The organism is Microbacterium sp. APC 3901, from assembly GCF_030407765.1.
Lineage (GTDB): Bacteria > Actinomycetota > Actinomycetes > Actinomycetales > Microbacteriaceae > Microbacterium.
The window spans coordinates 267,881-282,691 of sequence record NZ_JASDCU010000003.1 but is presented as its reverse complement, the minus strand read 5'-3'; the positions used below and the strand labels follow the sequence as shown (position 1 = coordinate 282,691).

The 14,811-nt window shown below is 68.1% G+C and carries 14 protein-coding genes and 1 tRNA gene; 11 read left to right on the top strand and 4 right to left on the bottom strand.

Features of this window, described 5'->3' with window-relative positions; genetic code table 11:
* Positions 1-182 (top strand): hypothetical protein (locus QMA07_RS04455; RefSeq protein ID WP_290160251.1); only part of this gene is annotated, 182 nt, incomplete at its 5' end.
* A 122-nt stretch (positions 183-304) separates the two neighbouring features.
* On the opposite strand, the gene QMA07_RS04450 is transcribed toward QMA07_RS04455, so the two are convergent.
* Positions 305-378: transfer RNA gene (locus tag QMA07_RS04450), tRNA-Met, on the bottom strand.
* A 78-nt stretch (positions 379-456) separates the two neighbouring features.
* On the opposite strand from QMA07_RS04450, the gene QMA07_RS04445 reads away from it, so the two are divergent.
* Positions 457-1,272 carry a carbon-nitrogen hydrolase family protein gene (locus tag QMA07_RS04445; protein WP_290160249.1) on the top strand — a complete coding sequence of 272 codons (816 nt, stop codon included), beginning with the start codon at positions 457-459 and terminating at the stop codon, positions 1,270-1,272.
* Positions 1,273-1,282: 10 nt separating this feature from the next.
* Here QMA07_RS04445 and QMA07_RS04440 read toward each other — a convergent pair whose 3' ends face one another.
* Entirely contained in the window at positions 1,283-2,482 is a 1,200-nt protein-coding gene (locus QMA07_RS04440) for an aminotransferase class I/II-fold pyridoxal phosphate-dependent enzyme (RefSeq protein ID WP_290160248.1), read from the bottom strand.
* 100 nt (positions 2,483-2,582) lie between these two features.
* Here QMA07_RS04440 and QMA07_RS04435 point away from each other — a divergent pair, with 100 nt between their 5' ends.
* From QMA07_RS04435 to QMA07_RS04425, 3 genes are read left to right on the top strand one after another with little or no spacing between them, the layout of a single operon-like run.
* Positions 2,583-4,175, top strand: a complete 1,593-nt coding sequence (locus tag QMA07_RS04435; protein WP_290160247.1) for a trypsin-like peptidase domain-containing protein — start codon at positions 2,583-2,585, stop codon at positions 4,173-4,175.
* A 53-nt stretch (positions 4,176-4,228) separates the two neighbouring features.
* Positions 4,229-5,482 carry a CDP-glycerol glycerophosphotransferase family protein gene (locus tag QMA07_RS04430; protein WP_290160246.1) on the top strand — a complete coding sequence of 418 codons (1,254 nt, stop codon included), beginning with the start codon at positions 4,229-4,231 and terminating at the stop codon, positions 5,480-5,482.
* Positions 5,479-6,915, top strand: a complete 1,437-nt coding sequence (locus tag QMA07_RS04425) for a CDP-glycerol glycerophosphotransferase family protein (protein WP_290160245.1) — start codon at positions 5,479-5,481, stop codon at positions 6,913-6,915. Before QMA07_RS04430 ends, QMA07_RS04425 begins: the two co-directional genes overlap by 4 nt.
* Before the next feature lie 23 nt (positions 6,916-6,938).
* Here the strand turns inward: QMA07_RS04425 and QMA07_RS04420 are convergent, their stop codons facing one another.
* Entirely contained in the window at positions 6,939-7,964 is a 1,026-nt protein-coding gene (locus QMA07_RS04420) for a glycosyltransferase (RefSeq protein ID WP_290160259.1), read from the bottom strand.
* 152 nt (positions 7,965-8,116) lie between these two features.
* Here QMA07_RS04420 and QMA07_RS04415 point away from each other — a divergent pair, with 152 nt between their 5' ends.
* The 6 genes from QMA07_RS04415 to QMA07_RS04390 all read left to right on the top strand — a co-directional run bounded on the left by QMA07_RS04415 (position 8,117) and on the right by QMA07_RS04390 (position 14,018).
* Complete coding sequence (locus tag QMA07_RS04415) at positions 8,117-9,400, top strand: CDP-glycerol glycerophosphotransferase family protein (RefSeq protein WP_290160244.1); 1,284 nt, start codon at positions 8,117-8,119, stop codon at positions 9,398-9,400.
* A 2-nt stretch (positions 9,401-9,402) separates the two neighbouring features.
* Complete coding sequence (locus QMA07_RS04410) at positions 9,403-10,164, top strand: biotin--[acetyl-CoA-carboxylase] ligase (RefSeq protein ID WP_290160243.1); 762 nt, start codon at positions 9,403-9,405, stop codon at positions 10,162-10,164.
* Between the two features lie 57 nt (positions 10,165-10,221).
* Positions 10,222-10,776 carry a PH domain-containing protein gene (locus QMA07_RS04405; RefSeq protein ID WP_290160242.1) on the top strand — a complete coding sequence of 185 codons (555 nt, stop codon included), beginning with the start codon at positions 10,222-10,224 and terminating at the stop codon, positions 10,774-10,776.
* Positions 10,777-10,865: 89 nt separating this feature from the next.
* Positions 10,866-11,990 (top strand): 5-(carboxyamino)imidazole ribonucleotide synthase, encoded by a 1,125-nt coding sequence (locus QMA07_RS04400; RefSeq protein WP_290160241.1) that lies wholly within the window; start codon positions 10,866-10,868, stop codon positions 11,988-11,990.
* Positions 11,991-12,099: 109 nt separating this feature from the next.
* The gene (gene purE / locus QMA07_RS04395) at positions 12,100-12,567 is read left to right on the top strand and encodes a 5-(carboxyamino)imidazole ribonucleotide mutase (RefSeq protein WP_290160257.1); all 468 of its coding nucleotides are present in this window, start codon (positions 12,100-12,102) and stop codon (positions 12,565-12,567) included.
* The gene (locus QMA07_RS04390; protein ID WP_290160240.1) at positions 12,564-14,018 is read left to right on the top strand and encodes an LCP family protein; all 1,455 of its coding nucleotides are present in this window, start codon (positions 12,564-12,566) and stop codon (positions 14,016-14,018) included. The genes purE and QMA07_RS04390 overlap by 4 nt, the downstream gene beginning before the upstream one ends.
* A gap of 196 nt (positions 14,019-14,214) precedes the next feature.
* On the opposite strand, the gene QMA07_RS04385 is transcribed toward QMA07_RS04390, so the two are convergent.
* Positions 14,215-14,796: a hypothetical protein gene (locus tag QMA07_RS04385; RefSeq protein ID WP_290160239.1), complete on the bottom strand. Its 582-nt coding sequence runs from the start codon at positions 14,794-14,796 to the stop codon at positions 14,215-14,217.
* Positions 14,797-14,811 lie beyond the last annotated feature (15 nt).

Below are 14,811 nucleotides of genomic sequence, written 5' to 3'. Positions count from 1 at the left end.
CGGAGGACGACTTCGTCGACGGGCTCTCCGTCGCGCGCGTGCTCATTCTGCCCGACGGCGGGACCGCGAACAGGGACCGTGTGGTGATGAGCTACATCGCGGAGGACACGCCTGCGCTCGAGAGCATCCGAGTGAAGTTCGTCGAGCCGACCGGCCCGGAACTCACACGCAGCTATCGCTGACACCTCGCGGCCGAGCGCTCTCGAAGAGCCTCGGCCGCGAGGTCGAGGTCTGGCGAATGAATGCGAAAAGCCCTTGATCAGGATTTCTCCCGATCAAGGGCTTTTCTTGTGTCGCATTCTCGTTGCGGGGACAGGATTTGAACCTGCGACCTCCGGGTTATGAGCCCGGCGAGCTACCGAACTGCTCCACCCCGCGGCACGTTTTATAGCCTAACACGGGAATCAGGAGTCCGCGAATCGAGGCGCGACAGGCGCGATGGGGGAGGATGTGAGCATGACCGAGACCGCTTCCGCCGCCGTTCCCGTCGCAGTCTGTCAGTTCGCGCCCACGTCCTCGCGGGAGGACAACCGCGACCGCATCGCAGAGCTGACGGCGGATGCTGCAGCACGCGGTGCACGCCTGATCGTCTTCCCCGAGTACTCGAGCTACTTCGTGGATCCGATGGACGCCACTCTCGCCGAGAACGCCGAGACGCTGGATGGCGAGTTCGTCTCGACGCTGATCGCTGTGGCATCCGACTACGGCGTGGTGATCGTCGCCGGGCTGGCCGAGCGCGCCTCAGACGCGACGCACGTGCGCAACACGGTCGTCGCGGTGCGAGGCGACGGAATCCTCGCGACCTACCGAAAGCAGCACCTGTACGACGCGTTCGGCCAGACCGAGTCCGACTGGGTAGAGGCGGGGGAGGTCGGGGGCGCCGCGACGTTCGAGCTCGCCGGTCTCCGTTTCGGGCTGCTGACCTGTTACGACCTGCGCTTCCCCGAGGTGTCGCGCACTCTGATCGACGCGGGCGCCGACGCCCTCGTGGTCCCGGCCGAGTGGGTGCGGGGTCCGCTCAAGGAGCACCACTGGACGACGCTGCTCGCCGCCCGAGCGATCGAGAACACCGCGTACGTGATCGCCGCCGACCATCCGACCCCGATCGGCGTCGGTCACTCGCAGATCGTCGATCCGCAGGGCGTCGTGCTCGCCGGAGTCGGAACGACCGAGGGCATCGCGGTCGCCGCTGTCGAGCGGGCCGCCATCGAGCGCGTGCGCGCCGTGAACCCGTCTCTGCGGGTGCGCAGATACGCCGTCAGGCCGCGCTGAATCGGAGCGTTCAGAAGCTCGACACGAGCCTCTTCGCCGCTTCCTCGAGGATCTCGACGCGCTTGCACGCCGCGAAGCGCACGAGCCCGGCGTAATCGTCGCGGTGCGCCTCGGCCACGAAGGCGGTCAAGGGGATCGCGACGACTCCCGCGCGCCCAGGAAGCGCGCGGCAGAAATCGGCGGCATCCGCACCGCCGAGTGCTGATGCGTCGGCGACCGTGAAGTAGCCGCCCTGTGGCGGGAATACGGTGAACCCCGCAGCGCGGAGTCCCGCACCGAGGATCTCGTGCTTGTGCGCCAGCGTCGTCGCGGCACCGGTGAAGAAGTCGTCGCCGAGCCGCAGGCCCACGGCGATGGCCGGCTGGAACGGCGAGCCGTTGACATAGGTCAGGTACTGCTTGACGGTCAGCACGGCTGTGATGAGCTCCGCGGGTCCGTGCACCCATCCGATCTTCCAGCCGGTGGCCGAGAACGTCTTGCCCGCCGACGAGATCGTGAGCGTGCGCTCGGCAGCGCCGGGAAGCGTCGCGATCGGGGTGTGCGGACGTGCGAAGGCGAGATGCTCGTAGACCTCGTCGGTGACGATGATCGCGTCGTGCACTTCCGCAAGACGGACGACCTCCGCGAGCACCTCTCGATCGAAGACGGCGCCGGTGGGGTTGTGTGGATCGTTGATCAGGATGATGCGTGTGCGGTCGGAGACCGTGGCTGCGAGCAGGTCGAGGTCCGGCTGGAAGTCGGGTGCTGTGACAGGGACCGTGCGCAGCCGGGCGCCGGCGAGGGCGACCGCGGCCGCATAGGAGTCGTAGTAGGGCTCGAAGACGACGACCTCGTCGTCCGGACCGTCGATGAGGGCGAGCAGAGACGCAGTCAGCGCCTCGGTCGCGCCGGCCGTCACGATGACCTCGCGCGAAGGGTCCACCTCCAGGCCGTAGAAGCGACGCTGGTGCTCGCTGATCGCTGCGAGCAGATCGGGGTTCCCTCTGCCCGGCGGGTACTGATTCACCCCACGGGAGATCGCCTCCCTGGCAGCGTCGAGCACCTCGGCGGGGCCGTCCTCATCGGGGAAGCCCTGTCCGAGATTGATCGCACCGGTTCGGGCCGCCGCGGCCGACATCTCTGCGAAGATGGTGGGCGCGACGCTTCCGTCTGGTGCGAGCAGACCGGCACCCGCTGCCGTGCGCCGCCATGCTCCGGGGATGACACTCATGAAGAACAGGCTAAGGCCATAGGTGAAACTCATCTTCGCCATACGAAACGCACAGATACAGGCGTCACTCTAAGAGGGCGTTGTTGAAGGAGCACACACCATGAACGAAGACAGCACCCAGGACCACTCGGCACCTGCGTCGAATGACGCAGCGCCGTCCACCGAGGCAGCAGAGGTCGTCGACCGTTCGACGACGGATGCCGCCGCTGAGACCCCAGGCAGCGTCACCGCTCCGGGTCCATACCAGGGACACCACGTCCCCTCGACTTTCGCGTCGTCACCCGCTCCGGCATTCGAGGCTCCGAGCGCCCCGGTGGCGCCCGCCGCTCAGACAGTGCCCCAGCCCTACTTCGGCGCCCCAGGGCACCAGGCCGGACAGTACCAGGGACCCGTCGGTGCCCCGACCTCGACGTCTCCCGGTGCAGCATTCGGTCTCCACACCGCAGCCGGTCCGGGCCAACCGGACGATGGCACCACGAAGGTCAAGCAGACGAAGCCCCGCGCCGGAGTGAAGTTCGCCGCGATCGTCCTCGCGGCCGCTCTCGTCGGCGGCGTCGCGGGGTTCGGAGGTGGAGCGATCCTCAACGGGATCTCGAATCAGGGGTCTACGGGAGTGGCACAGGGCCCCGACACCATCACGGTCAACAATCCCGGATCCGTGAACGAGACGACCGCCGTCGCGACCGCGGCGCTCCCGTCGGTCGTCACCATCGAGGTGGCGGGCTCCGATCAGGGCGGCAGCGGTTCGGGCGTCATCATCAGCGACGACGGCTACGTGCTGACGAACACCCACGTGGTGACCCTCGGCGGAGCCGTGGCTGATCCGACGATCCGGGTCACCACATCGGACGGTCGTATCTTCTCGGCGACCGTCGTCGGGACCGACCCGATCTACGACCTCGCTGTGATCAAGCTCGAGGATGCGACGGATCTCACCCCGATCGACTTCGCCGACTCGTCGAAGCTCAACGTCGGTGACACCGCGGTGGCCCTGGGCGCACCGCTCGGTCTGTCGAACTCGGTCACGACCGGCATCGTCAGCGCGCTGAACCGCAGCATTCAGATCGCGTCGTCGGCTCTGCCCGATTCGACCTCGGAAGACGCTCCGCAGAACGAGCAGGAGACGCCGGAGGAGGGCGAAGGACCGTTCCAGTTCGACTTGCCGGGCAACACATCGCAGCAGACGTCTGAGTCGATCTCGATCGCGGTGATCCAGACGGACGCGGCGATCAATCACGGGAACTCGGGTGGTGCGCTCGTGAATGGCAAGGGCGAGCTGATCGGCATCAACGTCGCGATCGCGAGTTCCGGGAGCTCCGAGGAGTCGGGGTCCATCGGAATCGGATTCGCGATCCCCGCCAACATCGCCCAGCGGGTGTCGGACGAGATCATCGCGAACGGCGCAGCCAGCCACGGTCTGCTCGGTGCGTCGGTGAGAGATGCGGCCAGCGTCGAGAACGCCGACGTCTCGGGCGCGTACATCGCCGAGGTCACCGGAGGCGGCGCTGCCGCCGCCGGCGGGCTGAAGGCCGACGACGTGGTGACCGCCTTCAACGGAGTCCCCATCACGAGCGCCAGCGACCTCACGGCACAGGTGCGTGCAGCGGCCGCGGGCAGCGAGGCGAAGGTCACGTACATCCGCGGAGGCAAGGAATACGAGATCGAGGTCACCCTGGGCGAGCTCGCCGGCTGACTCGGTCGATCCCGCTCACCGAGAAGGACGCCACCCCGCGATAGGCTCGCGGGGTGGCGTCCTTCTCTTTCGGCTCCGGCAATGCGGCCAAGCTGCTTCGGATACCGCTCTACCTCGTCGGGCGAGTCGGCACGCTCCTCGTTCCGCGCGGTACGCGCTGGGTGTTCGGTTGCGGCGCCGGCATCGGAGACGGTGCGCTCGCCCTGCAGCGCCTCGTCGCGGCCGAGGGGCACGACACCGTCTGGCTCACCTCCTCCGATCGGGAGGACAGCGACGCCGCGGCACTCGGTCTTCGCACGATGCGCAAGGCCAGCCTGCGAGGGTGGTGGGCGACGGCGCGTGCCCGCGTCGTCGTGGTCACGCACGGCCTCGGCGACGTGAACCGCTATGCGGTGTCGGGTGCTTTCATCGTGCAGCTGTGGCACGGGATCCCGCTCAAGCGCATCGGACTCGATTCGCCCGCGACCACACAGGTTCCGAACATCCCCGGCGCCCCGGTGCTGCGCCGCCTCATCGGCCTCCTCTACCGGCGTGCGGCTCAGCGGATCCGAGTCCTGCCGGCTGCATCGCACCGTTCGAGGGGGCGTCTCGAGTCGGCGTTCGCGCTCGGTGACGGTCGAGTCGTCGTCACCGGCGAGCCGCGTGTCGACGTGCTGTCGTCAGGCGATCCGATCGAGCGTCGAGCGACGGCATCCGATCTTCTGCACCGCGTGCTCGGCGGTCTGCCGACGGGTTCTCGGATCATCCTCTACGCGCCGACGTGGCGTGACGGCGCCGACGACCCGGCGATTCCGACGGCTGACCAGTGGGTGCGGATCATCCGTGTGCTCGACGAGCATGACGCTGTGCTGCTCGTGCGCTCCCATCCGCTCGGCGAAGGCGGATACCTGCCCCCGCTGCCCAGCCGGAGGGTCAGGACGCTGGGGGCCGGTCTCCTGTCCGATGTCACCCCCGTGCTTCCGGCGGTCGACATCCTGGTCACCGACTACTCTTCGCTGGCCTACGACGTCGGGCTGCTGAGGATGCCGGTGCTCTTCCTCGCCCCGGACGCAGAGGACTACGCCCGCACGAGAGGCTTCTACGGTCGCTTCCGGGACGTCGCGGGCGAGGACGCGCCGACGAGCTGGGACTCGCTACTCCTTCAGCTGTCGGCACTGCTTGACGATCATGACGTCTTCGCCGCGCAGTCCGAGCGTTCGGGTACGCTCAGCGCGGAGATGCACGCCTTCCGCGACGGAGGCAACACCCGGCGCGTCTACGAGACAATCCGTGCGCGGGGGATTCCCGCGCCGAAGGGAGCAGCATGACCACGGCCAGGATCGATGAGACGGCAGAGACGCTGGTCATCGCAGGCGCCGGTCAGCGCCCTAGCAGGGCGGAGCTGGTCGGGCCTCGCGCCCGTGTCGATGCTCGGATCACCGGCGGGGGCAAGACCTGGAAGGCGACGTTCCCGCTGCGCGCGTCGCGGTGGGGCGGCCCGGAGCTGCCGCTTCCGACGGGGGATTACGAGCTGCGCATCGCGGATGCCGAGTTCAGCGATCTCGTCATCGCCCCGGAGGTGCTGGCGGGTGTGCGGATCGCGGTCGCGGGCTCGACGGTGCGTATCGCAGCGCCGATCGACCCCGCCTACGAGACGAGCGAGGGGCAGGCGACTCTCGAGGGGCGCTATGTCTCCCACCCCGGGGCCACCGAGAACGCCGTCTTCTTCGAGAGCTTCTACGGCCGCACCGTCGGCTGCAACCCGCAGGCCATCGACCGTGCCCTTTTCGCACAGGCGCCGGATGTCGTGCGCTACTGGAGTGTCGTCGACCTGTCCGTTGCGGTTCCGGAAGGGGCGATCGCGGTCGTCGAGGGCAGTCCGGAGTGGTGGCGGGCTCGTGCTGCATCGCGGCTGCTCGTCGTCAACGACTGGCTGCGTCGAAGGTTCGTCCGCAAACCGGGCCAGAAGGTGCTACAGACGTGGCACGGCACGCCGCTGAAGCGGCTCGCTCTGCACCGACCGGGGTTCGACCCTCGTCGCATGGCGGCGGTCGTCAAGGAGTCCCGCCGCTGGGACGTGCTCCTGGCGCAGAACACCTACGCGGAGCGTATTCTCCGCAAGGCATACGCCTTCCTGGGGAGGCCGATCTGGGTCGAGGGGTATCCGAGGAACGACGCCCTCGTCACCGGTGACGCCGGTGCGATCCGAGCCGACCTCGGCATCGCCGACGGCGAGCGGGTGCTGCTGTACGCCCCGACGTGGCGCGATGATCGGACCGAGATGGTCGACTTCATCGACCCGGAGGAGCTCGCGAGGCAGACCGACTCCGTCGTGCTGGTGCGGGGTCACTCGCGAACGATCGACACCGGGCGGGATCGTGCCGGTGCCCGCGTCATCGACGTCACCGGGTACCCCGAGACCTCGAGGCTCCTGCTCGCGGCCGACGTGCTGATCACCGACTATTCGTCGGTCATGTTCGACTTCAGCGTGACGGGAAAACCGATGTTCTTCCTCGTTCCCGACCTCGATCACTATCGAGGAGAACTCCGAGGGTTCTACTTCGATCTCGCGACGCGCGCGCCGGGGCCGCTCGTCCACTCGCAGGACGAACTCGTCGCTGCGCTGGCCGACGGCGAGCACGAGAGCCTCTACGCCGAGCGATACCGCGCCTGGCGGACGCAGTTCAACCCGAGGGACGACGGGCACTCGGCGGAGCGGGTCGTCGCACGCATCCTCGATCAGGGGTACGTCGCCAGGTGAGTCGACGCGTCGGGGTGACGGCGCTAGGGGAGTGGTGTGTTGCGCGTGCCGAGACGCGATGCGTCGACGGTGTCGCGAGCACCGCGCAGCACGCCACCGAGGAACCCGAGGCCCCACGAGAGGTGCATGGTGGGCAGTACCAGCAGAGTCCACAGCCTCTGACGGAGACCGCCCCCGCCAGGTAGGCAGGCGACGGCGACCACGAGCACTAGGTATGCCGCCAACGGCAGATAGACGACGGCCGAGACGATGAGCGAGAGCACTCCGCTGAGGACGCCGGTGAGCTGCAGGATCCCGGTGACGACGGCGACGGCGACGAGCACCACGAGAGCCGGGGGAGCGAAGAAGCGGATGCCGTTGCGGCGTCCGTATCGGCGCACGAGCTCGCCACGCCATGCCCCGGTCGCGCGGAACTGACGCGCGAGGCGCATCCAGCTCTCACGTGGCCAATAGGTCACCGAGAGGTTCGGATCGAACCAGACGAGGTGTCCTGCTTGACGGATCCGGAGGTTGAGCTCCCAATCCTCGCCGCGGCGGATCGACTCATCGAACAGCCCCACTTCTTCGAGCACCGCCCGGCGCATGACGCCGAGGTACGCGGATTCGGCTTCACCCTCGTGAGTACCACCGTGGTAGGCGCCCCCGCCGAGACCCACCGGCGAGTTGTAGAGGCGCGCCACCGACGTCTGGAACGGCGTGCGGCCGTCGGCGCGCATGACGCCGCCGACGTTCGCGGCGCCCGTGCGCTCGAGGGTCTGCAGTGCGAGCGCCGCATAGCCGGGAGCGAGTTCAGAATGCGCGTCGACGCGGACGATCGTCGCGAAGCGGCTCGCCCTGATCGCCGCATTCAATCCGACGGGGATGTGTGCGGCCGGGTTGTCGACGAGCCGGATCCGGTCGTCTTCTGCGGCGAGACGCTGCGCGAGTTCCGTCGTGCCATCGGTGGACGGGCCGAGTGCGAGCACGAGTTCTGCCGGGACCGCCAGCTCCTGGGTCAGCACGGAGGCGATCGCGTGCTCCAAGTAGGCGCGCTCGTTGAGCACGGGCATGACGAACGACACTCCGGTCTCTGGGGCGGCGATGTCGTTGTCGGGCACATGACGATCATGGCATGCGCTGCTCGGACGTTCGCTGATTCGTGAGAGCGGGGATCTCGGGAGCGGCCGTCGGCTCGAGTCCCCGTACTCGGTATCCTGGAGGGATGGGTGCAGTGTCCGACGCGAAGAAGGCCTACCGTCTGCTGAAGCGGGCGCTCGCCTCCCGCAAGGCTGTGCAGCGAGTGCGACGGCGCCTCGCCGAACACGAACCGCACCAGCCGGGGAACTACCAGGTGGCGGTGTACTTCGCCGACGGCGACGTGAACATGTACCAGATGAGGCAGTGGTACCGCCCGCTCGCCGAGCTGTCGAAGCGCTGGCCGGTCGTCGTGCTGTCGCGTTCTGCGACCGGCGCCGACAAGCTGCTCGACGAGGACGGCCCGCCGGTCGCCTTCGTCCCCACGATCCGTGACCTCGAGAGGTTCATCTCGTCGCAGGACATCCGCGTCGTCCTGTACGTCAATCAGAACACCCGCAACTTCCAGATGTTCCGCTACGGCAGGCGCTGGCACGTGTTCATCAACCACGGCGAGTCCGACAAGATGTACATGACCACGAATCAGTACAAGGCGTACGACTACGCGCTGGTCGCCGGGCAGGCCGCGCGCGACCGTCTGTCCAGGACGCTCTGGGACTGGGACATCGATCAGCGCACGATCGAGATCGGCCGCCCGCAGGCCGACCACTACTCGGGCACGCTGCCATACGTGCCGGACGAGCGCACGGTCGTGCTCTACGCCCCGACGTGGGAAGGCGACCGCCCGAGCGCGCACTATGGGTCGATCGCCACGCACGGCGAGACGTTGGTCACGACGCTGCTCGCTTCCCGTGGCCATCGCGTGATCTACCGACCGCACCCTCGGAGCGGAGTCGTGGACGGCGAATACGGCGCAGCGCACCGTCGCATCATCGCGGCCATCGCGGCGGCGAACGCCGCGGACCCCACTGCGCAGCACGTGTACGACAACGGGGCGGAACTCGGATGGCAGCTGGCGGCCGCGGACGTGGCGGTCGTCGACATCTCGGCGATGGTCTACGACCGCCTGGCCGTCGGCAAGCCGCTGATGATCACGCGACCGGCAGACGAGCGCGCATCGATCGACACCAACGGCTACCTGTCGGACTGCGAGTGGCTCAGCGCGGGCGATGCGGGCGACATCGTCGCCGAGGTCGAACGCGTCCGTGCCGATGAGGTGGCCATCGCCAGGCTGCGCATGTGGGTGCAGCACTATTTCGGCGACACCACGCCGGGAGCGGCGACCGAGAAGTTCCACGCGGCGATCGAGCGCCTCATGCACGAGTGGGAGCGCTGGCAGGCGCACGAGATCGGGGCGGTGCGCACCGACGAGGATGACGACGACGAAGAGGCCGACGAAGAGGAGGTCTGACGATGGATCTTCCGCTCACGGCCGCGGTCGCCTCGCATCTCGAGGTACTGACCGATGCACCCTCGACCAATGACGTCCTCAGTGAGCGCGCGCGCGACTCGCCGATGATGCCGCACCTCTCCGTGCTCCTGACCGACACTCAGACAGCGGGGCGCGGCAGGCTCGGCCGCTCTTGGACGGCGGCGCCTGGCGCGTCGCTCGCCGTCTCCGTGCTGCTGCGGCGGCTGCCGTCAGGCGACGCGCGCGGCTGGATCCCTCTCGCGGCCGGCGTGGCGATGGCGGATGCGATCGCCGAGCAGCTTCCGGACCACGACGTGGCTGTCAAATGGCCCAACGACGTGCTGGTCGACGGCCGCAAGATCTGCGGGATCCTGGCACAGGCGACGCAGGATGCCGTGGTCGTGGGAACCGGCGTGAACACGGCGATGACGGAGTCTCAGCTGCCGGTGCAGACTGCGACGTCCTTCGCCGTGATCGGGGTCGGGGCTGACGCCGATCGGCTGCTCGCCACGTATCTGCGCGGACTCGACGAGCTGATCGCCGATCTCGCCGCCGCGGGAGACGCCGTCTCGAGCGGCCTTCATGCCGCGGCGAGCGGGCGCTGCGCGACGATCGGGCTCGATGTGAGGGTCTCGCTTCCGGGGGACTCCGTGCTCGTCGGAACCGCCACAGGACTGGACGCCGACGGTCGGCTGCTGGTGCTGGCCGGGGGTGCGGAGAGGCCGATCTCTGCGGGCGACGTGGTGCACGTTCGGCCGGCATGAGTCTGACACGCCCGGCATGCGAGCCGCGATGTCGGCGGTTGCGGGCACAATGGAGGGGTGACTCAGCCCGTGACTCTCGGCGGAAGGCCGACGATGCCACCGCCGGGTGCGCCCGCAGAAGAGCTGCTCATCGCCCGGTTCCGCACGCACGCCCGGAGGCTCTTCTGGTCGGCTCTGGTGCTGATCGCGGTGTTCGGTGCCACGACGTTCTTCTATGACAATCTGCCTGCGCCGTTCGAGAACTGGATGCTTCTGAGCGCAGCCGGGGTCATCGTCCTCCTGCTGGTGGTCGTGCCCTGGGTCGTCTGGTACTCGCGTTCCGTGACGCTCACCACCCGGCGGGTCATCGTGAACCACGGCATCGGTGCGCGCAACAGGCAGGAGATGTCGCACGCGCGCGGTTACACGATCGGCGTGCGCCGCGGCGTGATCCAGCGGATGTGGGGCGTCGGCACGATCACCCTCTCCAACGGCGTCGACGCGCCGATGCGCCTCGCCAACGTGCCGAATGTGACGCTCGTGCACGAGACGCTCGCCGATCAGATCGAGGTCAGTCAGATCCTCGCGCACCGCGACGCGCAGGCGGGGAACGACGGGACCGCCGGATTCTGAGAGCCGGGCCGCTTCGCCGTGGGCGGCGCGACGAGTGAACGGCGTGCTCGCCGATGCGCGAGAATGGTCAGGACGAATGGAGGCGGCCCATGGCGCTGCGCGTTGGTGTGATCGGTGGAGGCCAGCTGGCTCGGATGATGATCGCTCCGGCGGTCGAGCTCGGACTCGACCTGAGGGTGCTCGCTGAAGACCAGGGGATGGCGGCGCAGCTCGCCGCGACCGCCGTCGGCGACTATCACGACCTCGAGGTCGTCCGTGCGTTCGTCGCCGACGTCGACGTCGTCACCTTCGACCACGAGCACGTCCCCCAGGAGGTGCTGCAGGCTCTCGTCGCCGAGGGCGTCGCCGTTCACCCCGGGCCGGATGCTCTGCAGTTCGCCCAGGACAAACTCCTCATGCGGGCGCGACTCGAAGAACTCGGCGTACCGCAGCCCGACTGGGCACCGGTTCGCGATGCGTCCGAGCTGCAGGCCTTCCTGGACGAGCACGACGGGCAGGCTGTCGTGAAGACGCCGCGCGGCGGCTACGACGGCAAGGGTGTGCGTGTCGTCAGAGCGGCGAGCGAGGCTCAGGACTGGCTCGACGGGCTCGCTGACGGCGAGGCCCTGCTGGTCGAGGAGCTCGTCGGGTTCGTCCGCGAGCTCGCGCAGCAGGTGGCCCGCCGTCCCAGTGGCCAGATCGTCGCCTACCCGGTCGTCGAGACCGTGCAGCGTGACGGCGTGTGCGCCGAGGTGATCGCGCCCGCGCCGCACGCGACCGACCGTCTCGTCCAGGTCGCCGAGGAGATCGGGCGGTCGATCGCCGAGGGGCTCGGAGTCACCGGCATGCTCGCGGTCGAGCTCTTCGAGACCGACGACGAGCGGATTCTCGTGAACGAGCTCGCGATGCGCCCGCACAACAGCGGCCACTGGAGCCAAGACGGTGCCGTCACCGGGCAGTTCGAGCAGCACCTGCGTGCGGTCGCCGATCTGCCCCTCGGCGACACCGCACCGCTGGCTGCGTGGTCCGTGATGGTCAACATCCTCGGTGGGCCGAAGAACGGCTCGCTCGGCGACCGTTTCGCGGGAGCGATGGCGGCGCATCCTTCGGCCAAGATCCACACCTACGGTAAGGCTCCGCGTCCCGGCCGCAAGGTCGGACACGTGAACGTGACCTCCGACGACCTCGACGATGCGGTGTACATCGCCCGCGCCGCAGCGGCTCACTTCGACTGAGGGTGCGACCAGGGGTGTGCCGTTCGGGGTTTCTCCCAGCACCAGACCGTAGCCTGAGTGGGTGACCGAGCCATTGCACTCCTCCACCGCGCCCCTCGTCGGCGTCGTCATGGGATCCGACTCCGACTGGCGCGTGATGAGCGACGCCTCTCAGTCGCTGACCGACTTCGCGATCCCGCACGAGGTCGAGGTCGTCTCGGCCCACCGCACCCCTGACAAGCTCATGCAGTACGCGCGGGATGCACGCGGGCGCGGCATCCGAGTGATCATCGCCGGCGCCGGTGGCGCTGCGCATCTTCCCGGGATGCTCGCCTCGATGACGGCGCTGCCGGTCATCGGGGTTCCCGTGCCGCTCGCCTACCTCGACGGTATGGACTCCCTCCTGTCCATCGTCCAGATGCCGGCAGGCATCCCTGTCGCGACGGTGTCGATCGCGGGAGCCCGCAACGCGGGCATCCTCGCGGCCCGTATTCTCGGTGCCTCGGACGACGACCTCGCTGATCGCATCGAGGCGTACGCGCTCGATCTCGAAGCGCAGGTCGAAGAGAAGAACGATCGGCTGAAGGGGTCCCTGTGACCCTTGCGCCGCCGCGAGGTACGGCGCGACCGCTGATCGAGACTCGCCCTCTGCGGCATCCGAACACCGCGGATGCCGGGATGATGACCAAGCGCGGCTGGTGGCTGGTGCTGGTGAACCTCCTGGTGCCCGGTTCTGCTCAGGTGCTCGCCGGCAATCGCCGGCTCGGGCGCCTCGGCCTCGGAGCGACGCTGCTCGCCTGGTTCCTCGTCATCGTGGGCGCGGGGCTGGCTCTGTTCGCGCGGCCGGTGCTGCTGTGGCTCACGGTCGGCGGCGGATGGTTCTCGGCGGTCGTTCTCACGCTCGTCCAGGTGCTTCTGATCGCCTACCTCGTGTTGTGGGCGGTGCTCACCTTCGACGTGCTGCGGCTGGTCAGACTGGTCAGAGTCCCGGGTCCTTCTAAGTTCGCGATACCTCTCGTTGCCCTGCTTCTGCTCGGTCTCGTCGGAACGGGCACCGGGTACGCCGCGTCCTATGTCGGCACCGCGCGGGGCACGATCAACACGATCTTCGGTCAGAGCGGGCCGAGTCTGCCCCCGAGTGAGGGCTATTACAACATCCTGCTGCTGGGAGCCGACAGCGGCGAGGGCCGCGACTCGATGAGGTTCGACAGCATCTCTGTCGTCTCGGTGAACGCCACCACCGGTGCCGTCACGATAACCGGCATCCCTCGTGAGCTTCCCCACGCGCCCTTCAGCGAAGGAAGCCCGATGCAGGCGCTGTACCCGAACGGCTTCGAAGGCCACAGCTCGAGTTCGTGCGGATGGAACGGCTGGATGAACCACGTCCGCAACGCCGCGGAGATCTGCCGCGACGACAACGGCACGGGGCTGTATCCGGATGCTGCGGGACACGGTTCCGACGCAGGGATCGAGGCCACCAAGGATGCGGCCGAGGGCGTTCTCGGGATCGAGATCCCGTACTACGTCTTCGTCGACATGCACGGCTTCGCAGCTCTGGTCGACGCGCTCGGTGGCGTGGACATCAACGTGACGGAGCGGCTTCCCAAGGGCGGTCCGCCGGATGGCGTGGACCCGTACGACGTGGATGCATGGGCGATCGGCTGGATCGAGGTGGGGCAGCAGCACATGGACGGCGACACCGCGCAGTGGTACGCCCGATCGCGATACACCACCAGCGACTGGGACCGCATGAAGCGTCAGCGTGAACTGCAGGAGGCGATTCTCGCGCAGTTCACCCCGCAGACAGTGCTCACACGCTTCAACGAGGTGGCATCGGCGGGAACGGCGCTGATCAGCACCGATCTGCCTCAGGACAAGCTCCCCGAGTTCTTCGATCTGATGACCAAGGCGCGTGAGCAGACCGTCACGACGATCGAGCTCACTCCCGAGAACGGCGTCGACGAGCATGCTCCCGATTACGGCTTCATCCACGAGATGATCCAGCAGACGCTTCATCCTCCGACGGAGACCCCGACACCGACACCGTGATCCGACGGCGCCGCGGGGCCGGTGATCCCCGGTGGTTCTTCCACACCTCGGCGCATGAATGAACCCACGGCCACCACCTGAGAGTGAAAGTGGTGGCCGTGGGCCTCCGGTGCATGACCGGATTCACCAGACGACGGTGATCGGAGGGGGAGGGATCACCGTCGTCCAGTCGACTCCCGCAGAGCGGGAATCTGACCTAGGAGCGCTTGCGGCGGGTGACGCCTGTTGCGACGAGTACTCCACCAGCCACGAGAGCAGCTGCCCCACCTCCGAGAACCCACGGCGACACGCTGCCGCCGGTGAGCGCCAGCTCGAGCCCGCCGCCGGTGAGCGGAAGCTCGGTGCCTGCGGACGCGACACCGGGGTCGTGGTCGCAGCTCACGGCGGAGTCATGGCCCTCTGAGACCGTGATGGTCGCCGTGTACGACCGCGAACCGCTGAAGGCGAGCGCGTAGGAGCCCTCGCCGTCGGACGGCGGGCGGAACGTGAGGACGAGGCTGCCGTCGGCGGCCGCCGTGTTGCCAGAGATGGCCGAGTCGCCGGCGTTGAGGCCGGAGACGGACACTCCGACGTTCTCGGACGGCAGGAAGTAGCCTGCGCCGAATGCGACGGTGGACACTTCGCAGATGTCGATGATCGGATCATCGACGGTCACCCGCGGTGTGCCCGCATATGAGTCCGACTCGGTCGGAACGACCGGCGAGGCGGAGGCGACAGCAGGTGCCATGAGCACGAGTACGCCAGCGGTAAGGCTGATCGCAGCCAGTTTCTTCAGCATGATTCTCCCCAGAAA

What these genes read in the sequence shown, in the direction of transcription:
- QMA07_RS04400 (WP_290160241.1), top strand. Translation starts at nt 10,866, where the DNA reads ATGGCGCTGCGCGTTGGTGTGATCGGTGGAGGCCAGCTGGCTCGGATG.
- QMA07_RS04415 (WP_290160244.1), top strand. Translation starts at nt 8,117, where the DNA reads ATGGGTGCAGTGTCCGACGCGAAGAAGGCCTACCGTCTGCTGAAGCGG.
- QMA07_RS04440 (WP_290160248.1), bottom strand. Translation starts at nt 2,482, where the DNA reads ATGAGTGTCATCCCCGGAGCATGGCGGCGCACGGCAGCGGGTGCCGGT.
- QMA07_RS04435 (WP_290160247.1), top strand. Translation starts at nt 2,583, where the DNA reads ATGAACGAAGACAGCACCCAGGACCACTCGGCACCTGCGTCGAATGAC.
- QMA07_RS04385 (WP_290160239.1), bottom strand. Translation starts at nt 14,796, where the DNA reads ATGCTGAAGAAACTGGCTGCGATCAGCCTTACCGCTGGCGTACTCGTG.
- purE (WP_290160257.1), top strand. Translation starts at nt 12,100, where the DNA reads ATGGGATCCGACTCCGACTGGCGCGTGATGAGCGACGCCTCTCAGTCG.
- QMA07_RS04420 (WP_290160259.1), bottom strand. Translation starts at nt 7,964, where the DNA reads ATGCCCGTGCTCAACGAGCGCGCCTACTTGGAGCACGCGATCGCCTCC.
- QMA07_RS04410 (WP_290160243.1), top strand. Translation starts at nt 9,403, where the DNA reads ATGGATCTTCCGCTCACGGCCGCGGTCGCCTCGCATCTCGAGGTACTG.
- QMA07_RS04445 (WP_290160249.1), top strand. Translation starts at nt 457, where the DNA reads ATGACCGAGACCGCTTCCGCCGCCGTTCCCGTCGCAGTCTGTCAGTTC.
- QMA07_RS04425 (WP_290160245.1), top strand. Translation starts at nt 5,479, where the DNA reads ATGACCACGGCCAGGATCGATGAGACGGCAGAGACGCTGGTCATCGCA.